Consider the following 13326-nt stretch of genomic DNA (forward strand, 5'->3'; position numbering starts at 1 on the left):
AATCGAAGCGGACTGGTTCAGACATCCAGGAAGCGAACGTCTTTGGCATTGCGGGTGATGAAGCTGCGGCGTGCTTCGACGTCTTCGCCCATCAGGATGGAGAACAGCTCGTCGGCAGCAGCGGCGTCGTCGAGGGTGATCTGGCGTAAGACGCGGACCGACGGATCCATGGTGGTTTCCCACAACTCCTTGGCGTCCATTTCGCCGAGACCCTTGTAGCGCTGGATGCCGTCTTCTTTGTTGATTTTGCGCCCCGACTTGAGCCCCGCCTCCAGCAGGCCGTCACGTTCCCGGTCGGAGTAGGCGAACTCCGGTTCGCTGCGCTGCCACTTCAACTTGTACAACGGCGGTTGCGCCAGGAACACGTGGCCATGCTCGAGGAGAGGACGCATGAACCGGAACAGCAGGGTCAGCAACAACGTCGAAATGTGTTGTCCGTCAACGTCAGCGTCGGCCATCAACACGATCTTGTGGTAACGCAGCTTGCTGATGTCGAACTCGTCGTGAATGCCGGTACCCAGCGCGGTGATGATGGCCTGTACTTCGGTGTTCTTCAGCACCCGGTCGATGCGGGCCTTCTCGACGTTGATGATCTTGCCGCGCAGCGGAAGGATGGCCTGGAACATCGAGTCGCGGCCGCTCTTGGCCGAGCCGCCGGCCGAGTCACCCTCCACGACATACAATTCCGACTTGCGCGGGTCGGTGGAGCGGCAGTCGGCCAACTTTCCGGGCAGACCACCGAGGTCGGTGGCGCTTTTGCGCCGCACCAGCTCTCGGGCTTTGCGAGCTGCAAGCCGGGCTTGGGCCGACGATACCGCTTTGTTGACAACAGTTTTCGCCTCGGAAGGGTTCGCCTCGAACCAGTGGGTGAGTTGTTCGTTGCACACCTTCTGCACGAACGACTTCACCTCGGTGTTGCCCAGCTTCGTTTTGGTCTGACCCTCGAACTGGGGCTCGGCGACCTTGACCGAGATGACCGCGGCCAGTCCCTCGCGGATGTCGTCACCGGTGAGGTTGGGGTCTTTGTCTTTCAGGAGCTTCTTGTCTTTGGCGTACTTGTTCACCACCGACGTCAAGGCGCTGCGGAAACCCTCTTCGTGGGTGCCACCCTCGTGGGTGTTGATGGTGTTGGCGAAGGTGTGCACCGACTCCGAATATCCGCCGTTCCACTGCATCGCAATCTCGACTTCATGTCCGGTGCCCTTGCCGTCGAAGTCGATGACGCTCTGCTGAATGGGGCTCTTGGTTCGATTGATGTGCTTGACGAAATCCACCAGCCCGCCGGGGTAGTGGAAGCTGCGGTGCTTCACCTTGTGGGGCGCCTTCGACTCGGCCGCCTTCTCTTCGGCGGACTTGGGCGCCTCAGCGGTGTCGCTGACCACTTCGTCGACGACCTCGTCCTGCGCCACCCGCTCGTCGGTGAGGTTGATGGTGAGGCCCTTGTTCAGGAATGCCATTTCTTGGAGCCGCCGTGCGACGGTCTCGAAGTCGTACTCGGTGGTCTCGAAAATCTCGGGATCGGCCCAGAACCGGATGGTGGTGCCGGTCTTCTTGGTCGCTTCGCCCTGTTTCAGCGTGCCCGGCACGGCGTGATCGTAGAACTGTGACCACTCGTGACCGTCACGCTTGATGTCGACCTCGAGGCGAGTGGAGAGGGCATTCACCACCGACACACCGACACCGTGCAACCCGCCGCTGACCGTGTATCCGCTGTTCTCTCCGCCGAATTTGCCACCCGCATGCAGCTGGGTCATCACCACGTCGACGGTCGGTGCCCCGGTCGCGTGCATGGCCACCGGAATCCCGCGTCCGTCATCAGCGACTTCCACGCTTCCGTCATCAAGTAGGCGCACGTCGACCTTGCTGGCATAACCCGCCATCGCTTCGTCCACCGAGTTGTCCACCACCTCCCAGATGAGGTGGTGCAAACCGCGCTCACCGGTGGAGCCGATGTACATGCCCGGACGTTTGCGGACGGCCTCCAGGCCTTCCAGAACTGTGATGGCGGAAGCGCCGTATTCGTTTTGTGCCTTCTTCTTCTGGGCAGCCACGGTCGGAATGCTCTCCTTGGGGTTGCATGCGCGCGGTTCATCTCACCGCAGCGGTCGCATCCATGTCACTCTACCGTGGACCACCGTCAGGACCGATTTTGCGGGCGCGTTTCTACCCATCTGATTGCGCCGTGCGCTCAATATCTTCGTTGTGGCCGCGTCCCGACCTGCCGGACGCGGGTGAGTTAATTTCTGGCGGCTCTCAGAGCGCGGCCGAAACCCGGTCTCCGAGCCGTCGACCGTCCTCAACCATAGGTGTCGCGCGGGCCTCGGCCGGCGATGTGCCGGGGGCCTTTACGCCACGACGGCGTCGCCGGGCCGGTGATCCTCAGCGACGTCACGACGCCGTTGCCGACCGCGGCGGCGATCTTAGCCAACAGCTGTCCCTGCATGAGCCGAAGCTGGGTCGCCCACGCTGTCGATTCGGCCGTCACGCTCAACACCCCGTCTTTGAGGCCAGCCGGTGTCGCGTGCTCGGCGATCTGCTCGCCGACGACTGTGGGCCAGTGCCCGAAGACCGTGCCCTCGGCAACGTGCGTCGTCCAGCCCTGCTGCTTGGCCAGATTGCGGGTGAGCCGACCCAACGGTTGGGGGTCACGTCCGTCCGGTCCGGGCCCGGACCAACTGCGCCGCCCGCCGGCGACGCGTCGGCCGGGGACCGGGGCGTTGCGGCCTCGTCCGGCGTCCTGTCCTCGGGACCGGGCAGCGGCGCGGGCATCTTCCAACGTCCGTCGGACCAAGTCGATGCCGCGCAGCTCGTCCTGACCCGCTGCATCGCTCCGGCCCACCGCATCGCTCCGGCCCGCTGCATCGTCCCGGCCCACCGCGTCGCCCCCGCCCACCGCGTCGTCGGGCCCGGTCATGCCTGCACCGCCGACACCGTCGAGACCGGCCCTGCGTCACTGTCCCGCAGCTCGACATGTATGCGCGCCGCGTCCCAACCCTCGGGTATGTCTTCTTCCACCGCCGCGGTCACCAACACCTGCTCGGCGGACTCGGCGACTTTGGCCAGTGCGTGCCGGCGTTTGGTATCCAGCTCGGCGAAGACGTCGTCCAACAACAGCACCGGTTCACCGCCGTCGGCGCGCAACAACTCGTAGGCCGCCAGCCGCAACGCCACGGCGAACGACCAGGATTCACCATGGCTGGCAAAACCTTTCGCAGGCTGCTCACCGAGTCGCAGCTCCAGGTCGTCTCGGTGCGGCCCCACCAGGCAGACCCCCCGCTCCAATTCGGCGTCGCGGCGGGCCGCGAGCGCGGTCAACAGGGTGGCTTCCAACGTTTCGCGATCGGCAACTCCGTCGGCACCGGGTACCACCGCGTCCGTGCTGGCGCGGTAATGGATTGCCGCCGAACGAGATTCGGGAGCCAGCACTTGGTAGGCCTTCTCCACTTCGGGTGCCAGCTCAGTCACCAGTTCAATCCGTGCCGCCATCAACTGGGCGCCGTGTTCGGCCAACCTCGCGTCCCACACGTCCAGGGTGTCCAGCGCGCTGAGGTCGCCGCGAAACCGGGCACCGGACAAGGACTTCAGCAATGCGGTGCGTTGACGCAGCGACTTGTCGTAATCGGCGCGCACCCCGGCGATGGTGGGCCGGCGCAGTGTTGCCAAGTCATCGAGATAACGCCGCCGGTCAGCGGGATCACCGCGAACCAGGGAGAGGTCCTCCGGGGCGAACAGCACTGCGCGCAACACCCCGACGATCTCGCGGGTACTGCGTACCGGTGACCGGTTCAGCCGGGCCTTGTTCGCACGGCCGGCGGCGATCTCGAGGTCCACGGCACACTCTCTGCCGTCGTTGACCACGATCGTCGACACCACCGCACGATCGGCGCCGGTGCGGATCAGTGGCGCGTCGGTACCCACCCGATGTGAGCCGAGGGTAGCCGAATACCACAGTGCTTCAACAACATTGGTTTTCCCGAAGCCGTTCGGGCCGACGAATACCGTGCGGCCCGGCGCCAGGTCCAGTTCCACGCGTGCCCAGGACCGGAAGTCCCGTAACGCCAAATGCCGGACGTACACCTACCTCGACGCCTCAGCGATCAACCCGGCAACCGCACCGGCATCAGCAGATACACGTAATCCGTTGGCACTGCCGGGAACGGACCATTGCCCGAGGGCACCGCGTCTTCGGCTGACGCCGGCCGCAGCAAGGCCGGCTTGCCCGGCGTGGTGAATCCGAACGACACCCGTTGGGAGTGCAGCGAACCCAGTCCGTCGGTCAGGTACGTCGGGTTGAACGCGATCGTCAGCGGCTCCCCGGCATAGTCGACGACGAGGTCTTCCTCGGCACGACCGACGTCGTCCGCGCCCGCTGACAGCCGCAACATTCCGTCGGCGAATTCCATCCGGACCTGTGCACCCCGGTCGGCGACCAATGCCACCAACTTGATCGCTTCGGTCAATTCGGCCACGTCAATGGTGGCCACCGCGGTGTGCTCAGCCGGCAGCAACTGCCGGAACTTGGGGAATTCGGCGTCCAGCAGCCGGGTGGTGCTGCGTTTGCCGTTACCGCTGATGCCGAGCAGTCCGTCTTTCCCGACCCCCGACCCGGCGCCCAGCGACAACCGGACTTCCGAGCCGTCGGTTCCGGCTTTGGCCGCCTCGGCCAGCGTCTTGGCCGGCACCAGCACCGATGCCTCGATATCCGGCGACAACGCCGACCAGGTCAGCTCACGTACCGCCAACCGGAACCGGTCGGTCGCCGCCAACACCACCGATTCACCCGAAATCTCCATCCGGATGCCGGTCAGCATCGGCAGGGTGTCGTCCCGGCCGGCCGCGATCGCGACCTGGCCGATGGCTTCGGCGAACAACTCCGCGGGCAGAGTACCGGTCTCTTCGGGCAGTGCGGGCAGCGTCGGGTAATCCTCGACGGCCATCGTCGGTAGCGAAAACCGGGCACTTCCGCAGGTCAGCGCGACCCGGTTGCCGTCGACGTAGAAATCCACGGGTTTGTTGGGCAACGCCCTGGTGATATCGGACAACAACCGCCCCGACACCAAAACGCTTCCCGGGGAGGCTATTTCGGCCGCAACCTGGACCTCCGCGGAAACCTCGTAGTCGAACCCGGAGATCGTCAGACCGTCATCGGAACCGGTGAGCAGCACACCGGACAGCACCGGCACGGTGGGCCGGGACGGCAGGTTTTTGGCCACCCACGAGACAGCTTCGGCGAAGGACTCCCGCACCAACCGAAATTTCAAGTCGGTGACAGCCCGTGTAGTAGCCGCGTCCATTGCGTCCCTTCACCCAAGTGAGTTTCCAGCGTGCCCAGCTCCCCCGCCGGCGTTGGGGACTCTCGCGACGGAACGCCGATGGCAGAGGATTCGCCACGACGACCGCAACGTCGGTCGAACAACAACCGTAGAGCTTCTCGGGCCAACTTGAAAGCTAATCGTGAACGGCGACAACCCTGGTTTGGGGGCGGTCCGTGGACGCCTCCCAGCGAGTGTCCCCAGGGGTGTACTTCAAAGAAGAAACAACGAAGAGATCTCAATATCAGTATTAAGGGGTGTGCAATCTGGGGACAGCATGGCCTTGTCGCAGTTCGGGGGCACGCCGGGTTGTGGAGCACGACGTGGACGGTTGTGGGAGTGCTGTTGGCCGATTGGGGATTCAGTAGCGCGCTACACCGGACGGCCAGTGCTGCACTGGAGTTTGAACGGTTTCTGCACAGGACTACCAACATCGCGGCGCTGATGCGGGTGTGACTCGAGGGAGAGAAGTTTTTTGAAAAAAATGCTGCGCGCAGCGATGATTCAGCGCTTGGAGCGCTGCCTGATCCGGGTTGTGAGCTCTTTGACGTTGTCGAAGATCTCGCGCCGTTCGGCCATTTCGTTGCGGATCTTGCGTTCGGCGTACATGACCGTGGTGTGATCGCGGCCGAATGCCTGACCGATTTTGGGCAACGAAAGATCGGTCAGCTCGCGGCACAGGTACATCGCGATCTGTCGAGACTGAGCCAGCGGTCGGGCTTTGCCGGGGCCGCGTAATTCCTCGACAGTGGTGTCGAAGTATTCGGCGGTGGCGGCCATGATGGTGGCCGCGCTGATCTGCATCCCGCTGGCGTCGGCTATCAGGTCGCGCAACACGATCTCGGCCAGGGCCTTGTCGATCGGTGTCTTGTTCAGTGAGGCGAACGCGGTCACCCGGATCAGCGCGCCCTCGAGTTCGCGAATGTTGCGCTCGATGCTGCTGGCGATCAGTTCGAGCACATCGTCGGGCACCGCCAGCCGTTCCACTTGTGCTTTCTTGCGCAAGATGGCGATGCGGGTCTCCAAGTCAGGGGGCTGCACATCGGTGATCAGTCCCCACTCGAACCGGGTACGCAACCGGTCCTCGAGCGTGGCTAGTTGTTTCGGCGGCCGGTCAGAGGAGATGACGATCTGCTTGTTGGCGTTGTGCAATGTGTTGAAGGTGTGGAAGAACTCTTCCTGGATGCCGTCCTTGCCTTCGATGAACTGGATGTCGTCGACGAGCAGCACGTCGACATCGCGGTAGCTGCGCTTGAAGGAGACCTTGCGGTCGTCGCGCAGCGAGTTGATGAAGTCGTTGGTGAATTCCTCGGTAGAGACGTACTTGACCCGCATCCCGGGGAACAACCGCTGGGCGTAATTGCCGGCCGCGTGCAGCAGGTGCGTCTTTCCCAGACCGGACTCGCCCCAGATGAACAGCGGGTTGTAGGCCCGGGCCGGCGCCTCGGCGATGGCCAGGGTGGCCGCGTGCGCGAACCGATTGGAGGACCCGATGACGAAGGTGTCGAAGGTGTAGCGACGGTTGAGGCTGGTACCGCCGGCGGCCGAGGAGTCCGCAGCGCTGGGGCGCTCAGTGAAGTAATTCGGCCAGTTCTGGCCGGGACCGACGACGGTCTCGCCGTTGTCGTCGTCCGCGTCGGCTTCGGCGATCGGCGCGGAACTTTCGGCCGGGCCGTTGTCGTCGTCGGCGGGTGGCGGCGCGATGCGCACACCGAGTTGGATTTGTTGGCCCAGGCGCCGACTCAACGCATCGGTGATCGGGGTGCGCAGGTGGCGTTCGATCTCGTTCTGCACGAACACACTCGGCACCGAAAGCAGGGCGAACCCCTCGACGATGGTGAGCGGCTGCACCAGGTTCAGCCACGCCCGTTGCTGCGGTGTGAGCGGTGTGGCCAGCGCGTGGCCGTTGGCGGATTCACCGTTGAGTTCGGACACGACCGCGTTCCACACCGTGGCGAATCCGGAACCGGGGTCATCGGTCAACGACGCATCTCCTGGTCCGACGCTCGAGGTGCAATTGCTGATGGCAACAAAGCACCTGTCCACATGGTTATCCACAGATGTGGAAAGGAAGTCAATGGCGTGCCGCAGCCTCTTGGCAACGGCTCATGATCTTCATGCTGTAGACAACCATGCGGTTGTCCGCTCAGCTAGTCGATCCGCCATCCTCGCTTCATTGTTGTCAGAGTTCCCAACTCCACAGCGGCTTGAATGCTACCCCGCAAGAAGCTAACAGTTTTAGGTGCGGCTGCCAACAGTTCTGTCGTATTCCGCTGGCATTCCTGAAGATTTGGGTAAATCCGGCTGTGGAACGGCTTGATCCAGGCCGGCGCACCTGGGCGATACCGTGTAACTGTTGAGACGGGCGGGGTTTGACCAGGACACGCCTCGTCAGTACCCTCGAACAGTCGCCCGAAAGTCGGCGATACGGCTGCGACCCGGATCAAGTTTCCGGGGACCGCGCCGGCCAGGAAGCGGGAACGCGTCCGCCCGACGAACTACGAAGCAGCAGCGGGCTGACGGTTATGCCAACACACCGAGGAGAAACGCCGTGGCCAAGGGCAAGCGGACCTTCCAGCCGAACAACCGGCGCCGAGCCCGCGTTCACGGTTTCCGGCTGCGGATGCGTACCCGTGCCGGACGGGCCATTGTGTCCGGTCGGCGCCGTAAGGGACGTCGTTCTTTAACTGCCTGATCGCAGGTCGGGTTTTTAGCGGTGCTTTCCGCACGTAACCGCATGCGGCGGTCGTCAGAGTTCGACGCGACCGTGCGGTACGGGATGCGCATGGTGCAGCCCGACGTCGTCGTGCACGTCCGTCGAAGCCGTCAACACGATGACGCCCCGGGACCGCGGGTCGGGCTGATTGTTGCCAAGCGGGTGGGTTGTGCGGTGGAGCGCCATCGGGTGGCGCGGCGTTTGCGCCACGTCGCCCGGCCGATGCTCGACAGTCTGCATCCGTTGGACCAGGTGGTGATTCGCGCGTTGCCAAGTAGCAAGCATGTCTCGTCGGCGTGGCTGGAACAGCAGCTGCGCACCGGGCTGCGGCGAGCATTCGAACTGGCGGGTACCGAGCGGTGAGCGTTGCCCAGTGGAGCCCTGCGCGCGCGGTGCGGTCCGCCGGCAGGGTTGGCACTCCCGTGGCGCGCGCATTGATTTATCTCATTCAGCTTTACCGGCACATGGTGTCACCGTTGCGACCGGCGTCGTGTCGGTTCGTTCCCACCTGTAGTCAATACGCGGTCGATGCCTTGGCCGAGTACGGAGTCATTCGGGGGGGTTGGCTGGCGGTGGCCAGGCTCGCAAAGTGCGGCCCGTGGCATCGGGGAGGATGGGATCCGATCCCGGGGCGCCACGAATGCCGGACCAACTTCGATACTGCTGCCGGAGACGCTCCGGCAACGCAAGGGGAGAGTGGATCTTTTGTTTGATTTCTTCAGCCTGGACTTCATCTACTACCCGGTGTCGTGGATCATGTGGGTCTGGTACAAAGCGTTCGCGTTTGTGCTTGGACCGGACAACTTCTTCGCCTGGGCGCTGGCGGTGATGTTCCTGGTTTTCAGCCTGCGCGCGCTGCTGTACAAGCCGTTCGTGCGGCAGATCCGCACCACTCGCCAGATGCAGGAGCTGCAACCACAGATCAAGGCGTTGCAGAAGAAGTACGGCAAAGACCGTCAGCGCATGGCGCTTGAGATGCAGAAGTTGCAGCGCGAACACGGGTTCAACCCGATCCTGGGCTGCCTGCCGATGCTGGCCCAGATCCCGGTGTTCCTGGGTCTTTACCACGTGCTGCGCTCCTTCAACCGGACCACCGGTGGCATCGGGTTGCAGCAGATGTCGGTCGCGCAGAACAAGCTCATCGGGAACTACGTCTTCACCCCGGCAGACGTCCAGAACTTCTTGAAAGCCAACTTATTCGGCGCGCCGATCGGAGCGTCGATGACGCAGGGTGGCGGGCTGGACGCGTTCGAACATTTCAGCCGCCCGGCGGTGATCGCGGTCGGTGTGCCGGTGATGATCCTGGCCGGTGTGGCGACCTACTTCAACAGCCGCGCGTCGGTGGCCCGCCAGAGTGCCGAAGCCGCCGCCAATCCGCAGACCGCCATGATGAACAAGTTGGCGCTGTACGTCTTTCCGCTCGGCGTGGTGGTCGGTGGCCCGTTCCTGCCGCTGGCGATCATCCTGTACTGGTTCGCCAACAACATCTGGACATTCGGTCAGCAGCACTACGTGTTCGGAATGATCGAGAAAGAGGACGAGGCCAAGAAGCAGGAAGTGCTGCAACGCCGAGCGGCCAACGCGCCCGCCCCTGGCGTCAAGCCGAAGCGGGCATCCAAGCCGGGACCGGCAGCCGTTGACGGAGCCGGACCGGATGACTCCGCTACCGCGCCGGGTGAGACCGAGGATGTCGCAGTGGACGGCAAGCCGGCCAAGGGCACCCAGTTGCCCGCCAACAAGCCCACTCCGGGTAACCGGAGCAGCGGCCCGGGACGTACCCCGCGGCCGGGAGCACGACCGAAAAAGCGCAAACGCTAGGTAGCGCGCCGACACTGTGCGGCTCGGCGTGTGGCCCGTCCGCCCCGAGTCAACGAGACAGGCAAGAGACCGCGGCGCCAAGCCGCCATACCACCCGTGGAAGAGGGGAGCAGGATCATGACCGACGCGGACACCACCGAGTTGAACTCCGATATCAATTCAGACGAGGTCACCGCCGACGAACAGGCGGATGCGGTTGACGAGGGCGACGACCTCGAGGAGCGCTTGGTCGCCGAGGGCGAGATCGCCGGCGACTACCTGGAAGAGTTGTTGGACTTGTTGGACTTCGATGGCGACATCGATTTGGACGTCGAAGGCAACCGCGCCGTGGTGAGCATCGACGGCAGCGACGACCTGAACAAGTTGGTCGGTCGCGGCGGCGAGGTGCTTGATGCGTTGCAGGAACTCACCCGGTTGGCGGTGCACCAGAAGACGGGTGTGCGAAGCCGGCTGATGCTCGACATTGCGAGCTGGCGTCGCCGCCGCCGCGAGGAGTTGGCGGCGCTGGGCGACAAGGTGGCCCGGCGGGTAGCCGAGACGGGCGAGCGTGAGGCTTTGTCTCCGATGACTCCGTTCGAGCGAAAGATCGTCCACGACGCGGTGGCGGCGGTCTCCGGAGTGCACAGCGAGAGCGAGGGCGCGGAGCCGAGCCGGCGGGTCGTCGTCCTGCGTGACTGACCCGTTTGCCCGATGTGATGATCCCGTGATCATCGGAGTTACAGGGTTGTAGTTCGCAGGGGCCGGAGCTGGGCGGAGAGCGAAGGGAATGTTTCACGTGAAACATGGCGATTCGCGTCCCGCCAGTTCCGCCCCGCCGGCCGCGGCCACGATCGCCTTCGGTCCACGTATCGAGTTCGCTCACCGCTATGTAGAAGTGCTGGCGACCGACGGTGTGGAGCGTGGTCTGCTAGGTCCTCGGGAGATCGACCGCCTCTGGGACCGACACGTATTGAACTCCGCGGCCATCGCCGACCTCGTCGAGCAAGACGCCCGAGTGGTAGATATCGGCAGCGGCGCGGGGCTGCCCGGGATCCCGATAGCCATCGCCCGTCCGGACCTCCGAGTAGTGCTACTGGAGCCGCTACTTCGGCGCAGTGAGTTTCTCCGTGAAGTTGTCGAGGACCTCGGACTCCCGGTCGAGGTGGTTCGCGGACGTGCTGAGGAGCCCGCCGTCCGAGACCACCTGGCCGGCAGTGACGCCGCCGTTTCTCGAGCCGTGGCCGCATTGGACAAACTAACGAAGTGGAGTATGCCGTTGCTCAGGCACGACGGTCAGATGATCGCCATCAAAGGGGAGCGCGCTCCCGACGAAGTCCGGGAACACCGGCGTGTAATGGAAGCGCTGGGCGCCGTCGATGTGAGGGTGGTGACGTGTGGCGCGAACTATCTGGAACAGCCAGCCACCGCGGTGATCGCCCGTCGGGGAACTGCCAAGCGGCGCAAGCAGCGGGGGAGGGGAGCGGTATGAAGTTCGGTCGCGGCGCCGGGTCGCGCAACCCCACACCGAACCAGACTCCTGGCGCACCCGTCCCTGCATCGGGGGTGGCGATGTCGGCGTCGGGAGCGCACAATCCCTCCGTGAATGTTTCACGTGAAACATCGGTTGAGTTCGACACCCCGATCGGTGCGGCCGCCGAGCGCGCGATGCGCGTCCTGCACACGACCCACGAGCCGCTCCAGCGACCCCGCCAGCGCCGGTTGTTCACCATCGCCAACCAGAAGGGCGGCGTGGGCAAGACCACGACTGCCGTGAATCTCGCAGCCGCCCTCGCGGTGCAAGGGCTCAAGACGCTCGTCATCGATCTGGACCCACAGGGCAATGCGAGCACAGCGCTCGGGATCGCCGACCGTCAGTCTGGGACACCATCCTCATACGAAGTGCTCATCGGCGAGGTGACCCTGCAGGAAGCGATGCGTCGTAGCCCGCACAGTGAACGGCTATTCTGCGTGCCGGCCACCATTGACTTGGCCGGCGCGGAGATCGAATTGGTCAGCATGGTGGCGCGGGAGAACCGGCTACGTAACGCGTTGGGCGAGTTGGACAATTTCGACTTCGACTACGTCTTCATCGACTGTCCGCCGTCGCTTGGGTTGCTCACCATCAATGCTCTGGTGGCCGCACCGGAAGTGCTGATTCCGATCCAGTGCGAGTACTACGCGCTGGAAGGCGTCTCGCAACTGATGCGGAATATCGAGATGGTGAAGTCGCACCTCAACCCTCAACTCGACGTCACCACGGTCATCCTCACCATGTACGACGGGCGGACCAAGCTGGCTGACCAGGTAGCCGAAGAGGTGCGGCGGTACTTCGGAGACAAGGTGTTGCGCACCGTGATCCCGCGCAGCGTCAAAGTGTCCGAGGCACCGGGCTACAGCATGACGATCATTGATTATGATCCCGGATCGCGTGGAGCCATGAGCTATCTCGACGCCAGCCGCGAACTTGCACAGCGCGATCGACCACCAGCCGGGAGAGGATGACGAATGACCAATCCGTCACGCAGAAAGGGCGGCCTCGGCCGCGGCCTGGCTTCGCTGATTCCGACGGGGCCGGCTGAAGGGGAGTCAGGCTCTTCGGCGTTCGGACCCCGGATGGGATCCGCGGCGGCCGATGTCGTCATCGGCGGGCCGCTGCCGGATGCCGCTGCCATGGGGGCCGTGTACCGGGAAATCACACCGTCGGACATCGAGCCGAACCCGCGTCAGCCCCGCCAGGTTTTCGACGACGAAGCACTCTCGGAGTTGGTGCATTCCATCCGTGAGTTCGGCCTCCTGCAGCCGATCGTGGTGCGCGCCGTGCCCGGCTCGCAGACCGGCCCGCGGTACCAGATCGTGATGGGGGAGCGCCGGTGGCGGGCCGCGCAAGAGGCCGGATTGGCCACCATCCCAGCCATCGTGCGCGAGACCGGTGACGACAACCTGTTGCGCGACGCGCTCCTGGAAAACATCCACCGGGTGCAGTTGAACCCCTTGGAAGAAGCTGCGGCATATCAGCAACTCCTCGACGAGTTCGGCGTCACCCACGACGAACTGGCCGCGCGGATCGGCCGGTCGCGTCCGTTGATCACGAACATGATCCGGTTGCTGAAGCTGCCGATCCCCGTGCAACGACGAGTGGCTGCCGGCGTACTGTCCGCGGGTCACGCCCGCGCTCTGCTCTCACTGGAAGCCGGCCCGGACGCTCAGGAGGAGCTGGCCAGTCGGATCGTCGCCGAGGGGTTGTCGGTGCGCGCCACCGAGGAAGCGGTTACGTTGGCTAACCGCGCCGACGGAGTCACTCCGACTCCGCCCCGGCGCAAGCCGATCCAGATGCCCGGCCTGCAGGACGTCGCGGAGCGACTGTCGAACGCCTTCGACACTCGGGTGACGGTCGCCCTCGGCAAGCGTAAAGGCAAGATTGTGGTGGAGTTCGGCTCAGTGGACGACCTGCAGCGGATCATCGAACTGATGACCGCAAACAAGGGCTGAAACACCATGACC

Annotated in this window: 13 protein-coding genes; 8 read left to right on the forward strand and 5 right to left on the reverse strand. The window is 64.2% G+C overall.

Going from position 1 to position 13326, the window contains the following annotated elements; genetic code table 11:
• Positions 1 to 17: 17 nt before the first annotated feature.
• From gyrB to dnaA, 5 genes are all read right to left on the reverse strand, one after another.
• Entirely contained in the window at positions 18 to 2051 is a 2034-nt protein-coding gene (gyrB, locus tag A5636_RS20620) for a DNA topoisomerase (ATP-hydrolyzing) subunit B (protein ID WP_065160492.1), read from the reverse strand.
• A gap of 245 nt (positions 2052 to 2296) precedes the next feature.
• The gene (locus tag A5636_RS20625) at positions 2297 to 2914 is read right to left on the reverse strand and encodes a DUF721 family protein (protein ID WP_081287905.1); all 618 of its coding nucleotides are present in this window, start codon (positions 2912 to 2914) and stop codon (positions 2297 to 2299) included.
• A complete protein-coding gene (recF, locus tag A5636_RS20630; RefSeq protein WP_065160493.1) occupies positions 2911 to 4077 on the reverse strand; it encodes a DNA replication/repair protein RecF in 1167 nt (388 codons plus the stop codon). The genes A5636_RS20625 and recF overlap by 4 nt, the downstream gene beginning before the upstream one ends.
• A gap of 20 nt (positions 4078 to 4097) precedes the next feature.
• Positions 4098 to 5294, reverse strand: a complete 1197-nt coding sequence (gene dnaN, locus A5636_RS20635; protein ID WP_065160494.1) for a DNA polymerase III subunit beta — start codon at positions 5292 to 5294, stop codon at positions 4098 to 4100.
• Between the two features lie 522 nt (positions 5295 to 5816).
• Complete coding sequence (gene dnaA, locus A5636_RS20640; protein WP_065160517.1) at positions 5817 to 7295, reverse strand: chromosomal replication initiator protein DnaA; 1479 nt, start codon at positions 7293 to 7295, stop codon at positions 5817 to 5819.
• A gap of 568 nt (positions 7296 to 7863) precedes the next feature.
• Between dnaA and rpmH the strand changes: the two genes are divergently transcribed.
• The 8 genes from rpmH to A5636_RS20670 all read left to right on the forward strand — a co-directional run bounded on the left by rpmH (position 7864) and on the right by A5636_RS20670 (position 13314).
• On the forward strand, positions 7864 to 8007 hold the full coding sequence (rpmH, locus tag A5636_RS25760; RefSeq protein ID WP_019735309.1) for a 50S ribosomal protein L34: 144 nt from the start codon (positions 7864 to 7866) through the stop codon (positions 8005 to 8007).
• Between the two features lie 21 nt (positions 8008 to 8028).
• Positions 8029 to 8391, forward strand: a complete 363-nt coding sequence (gene rnpA, locus A5636_RS20645; RefSeq protein WP_065160495.1) for a ribonuclease P protein component — start codon at positions 8029 to 8031, stop codon at positions 8389 to 8391.
• Positions 8388 to 8741 carry a membrane protein insertion efficiency factor YidD gene (gene yidD / locus A5636_RS25765; protein WP_155763922.1) on the forward strand — a complete coding sequence of 118 codons (354 nt, stop codon included), beginning with the start codon at positions 8388 to 8390 and terminating at the stop codon, positions 8739 to 8741. Before rnpA ends, yidD begins: the two co-directional genes overlap by 4 nt.
• The gene (gene yidC / locus A5636_RS20650) at positions 8725 to 9846 is read left to right on the forward strand and encodes a membrane protein insertase YidC (RefSeq protein WP_155763923.1); all 1122 of its coding nucleotides are present in this window, start codon (positions 8725 to 8727) and stop codon (positions 9844 to 9846) included. Before yidD ends, yidC begins: the two co-directional genes overlap by 17 nt.
• A gap of 117 nt (positions 9847 to 9963) precedes the next feature.
• Positions 9964 to 10524, forward strand: a complete 561-nt coding sequence (locus A5636_RS20655; RefSeq protein ID WP_065160496.1) for a protein jag — start codon at positions 9964 to 9966, stop codon at positions 10522 to 10524.
• Positions 10525 to 10612: 88 nt separating this feature from the next.
• On the forward strand, positions 10613 to 11314 hold the full coding sequence (rsmG, locus tag A5636_RS20660) for a 16S rRNA (guanine(527)-N(7))-methyltransferase RsmG (protein WP_065160497.1): 702 nt from the start codon (positions 10613 to 10615) through the stop codon (positions 11312 to 11314).
• Between the two features lie 80 nt (positions 11315 to 11394).
• Positions 11395 to 12327: a ParA family protein gene (locus A5636_RS20665; RefSeq protein ID WP_081287911.1), complete on the forward strand. Its 933-nt coding sequence runs from the start codon at positions 11395 to 11397 to the stop codon at positions 12325 to 12327.
• A 3-nt stretch (positions 12328 to 12330) separates the two neighbouring features.
• The gene (locus A5636_RS20670; RefSeq protein WP_065160499.1) at positions 12331 to 13314 is read left to right on the forward strand and encodes a ParB/RepB/Spo0J family partition protein; all 984 of its coding nucleotides are present in this window, start codon (positions 12331 to 12333) and stop codon (positions 13312 to 13314) included.
• Positions 13315 to 13326: the final 12 nt, after the last annotated feature.

The organism is Mycobacterium asiaticum (genome assembly GCF_001673315.1).
GTDB classification, from domain to species: Bacteria; Actinomycetota; Actinomycetes; order Mycobacteriales; family Mycobacteriaceae; genus Mycobacterium; species Mycobacterium asiaticum_B.